The following is a 1900-nucleotide window of genomic DNA, read 5'->3' as shown; positions in this document are numbered from 1 at the left end:
CGCCTGTCTGTCAGGAAACCCCTTCCCCGCCCCGGCCCTTCACAGCTCAGGTGTTGTGGCACGACAGGACCGCCAGCGGCCAACTGAACCGCACCGGGTGACCGCCTCGGCCGTAGACCCCGCCCGTTTCGGCGCCCTGAGCATAGCTCGAACCGATGGCTGTACCGCGACGAACTGTGCCGGGGCCCGTAGGCTGGTGACGACTCTCCTGCGGTGTCGCTTGCGGTACTTGGCGAGTGTCTGTCGCAGCCGACGATCTGGCTCCACTTGCCGGGCGAAAAATAGACGGCATCAACCTAGAACCAGGTTTCGACCGCGCCGACCTCGATCCCGGAAGCGCGCAAATCGTCTTGGATTTCCGAGTAGATCTGGTCAAGCAAATCAGATTCCGATCCGTTGAAGCCGACCGGAATTTGGTCGTAATTGTTGACCTTGTAACTGAGTCGATAGCCGGGCGCTTGATTGTCGTCATCGTCATGCCAGTCAAACTGAACGTCGATCGTCGTATTCCCGATAACGTATTCGTCCGAATTCTCGTCACCTACTCGATCAATGATGTACTCGATTGGGTAAGTGAAGTAATAACAATCGTCGCGCTTCATCGAGCGAATCTCTTCGTAGTCGCTCGTATCGAACACCATCAAGTCCTCCGTGCGCTATTCCTGAACAGGGAACGATCTCGGGTCACGCCGATCCGTGGAAGTCTTCATGGGAGTCGTAGATATTGTCCCTCGAAATGCTGTTCTTGTGTCCACACTCTTCGCACTTCCACGTGTAACGGTGGTCATCGAAGCCAGTTTGGTCGTTGAGGTGCTCTCCGCACCTGTCGCAATACCAGTCGACGTCTGGGAAGCGTTCGCTCATTCAGTCCTCAGTTCCCCGATGGTATCGTCGGCCTCCGGTTCAGGAGACTCGATCGTTCTTGACAATTGTGCCGCAACTGAGGCCAGCGGACGAGTACTTCGCTGAACCGAACCGACCGCGGTTGCCCAGGGTTGTCGCCAAGATCGGGCGCCAACTGTACTGAGGCAACCACTCCTCGACGGCGGGATCTACGCCGCTTGAGTCGGAGGCCGTCACTATCTCGGCGAGCCGTAGTTGTTCCGCTGACATCCAACGCTGACATCAACGCCCCCGGATGACGGCGGCACACAGCATCCACACGTGGCACCGGGAGACGAGGCAGGTGCCGACCACTCCGAGGCGCGAGCGAACTCCTAAAGCGGTGTTTATAGAGATCAGCCCTACCAGGCGCGCCAAGGGCACGCCTGACGGGAACAGGGAGCCCCGGGCCGTGTCCGAGGCTCCCCGCATCACACACCGCTACAGCTCAGCCCCCTCAGGGGCGCCCAGGCGCGACGGGCCTGCGTCCGCGGCTGGTGGCGACTCCCAGCACGTCTCGCAAGGCGCTGGTCAGCTGGGCGGCGAGAAGGCGCAACTCCTCCAGCTCGTCGGTGTCGTCGTCGAGTACCTGACGTGCGTGCTCCAGCAGTTGAGACGCCATCCCGAGTTGATACGCCTCAATGTGATCCGCCAGGCGGGACACGTAGCCGCCTTGGTCATCTGTGCTCAGGTAGCACGGCTTGCCGTCCGGCCCCGCCCAGGGAAGAAGCCTCAATTCGTCTCGTGTCGTCATCGCTGCACTCCCCCGCCGGTGGCCTCGACGGTGGGCACCGACGCGCCGCTGGATGCCGAGTCCCTCGCTGCGTCATCCCCGCCCCGAGATCGATCGGATACCGCGTGGCACAAGCAGCCGCAAGCCTCGTAGATCAAAGGAAGGTCGACCGGCGCCGAATCCGGGGTGGACTCTGAGCAGGCACGGTGTGTGCCGAGCTGGCAAGCAGTCGAGCGATACGACGTGGCCGAGGCGTCCGAGCCGAGAGTCTGTCGCCGCGTGGGC

Annotated in this window: 2 protein-coding genes; both read right to left on the bottom strand. The window is 61.7% G+C overall.

The genetic code is table 11. The features are described from left to right. Nucleotides 1-296 precede the first annotated feature (296 nt). The gene (locus ABZY20_RS37065) at nucleotides 297-641 is read right to left on the bottom strand and encodes a hypothetical protein (RefSeq protein WP_356447920.1); all 345 of its coding nucleotides are present in this window, start codon (nucleotides 639-641) and stop codon (nucleotides 297-299) included. 698 nt (nucleotides 642-1339) lie between these two features. Continuing rightward, nucleotides 1340-1636 (bottom strand): hypothetical protein, encoded by a 297-nt coding sequence (locus ABZY20_RS37060; protein ID WP_356447918.1) that lies wholly within the window; start codon nucleotides 1634-1636, stop codon nucleotides 1340-1342. Nucleotides 1637-1900 lie beyond the last annotated feature (264 nt).

It is taken from the genome of Streptomyces sp. NPDC006624, from assembly GCF_040611555.1.
Lineage (GTDB): Bacteria > Actinomycetota > Actinomycetes > Streptomycetales > Streptomycetaceae > Streptomyces.
The sequence above is the reverse complement of the archived record's forward strand: the minus strand, read 5'-3'. Positions and strand labels throughout refer to the sequence as shown.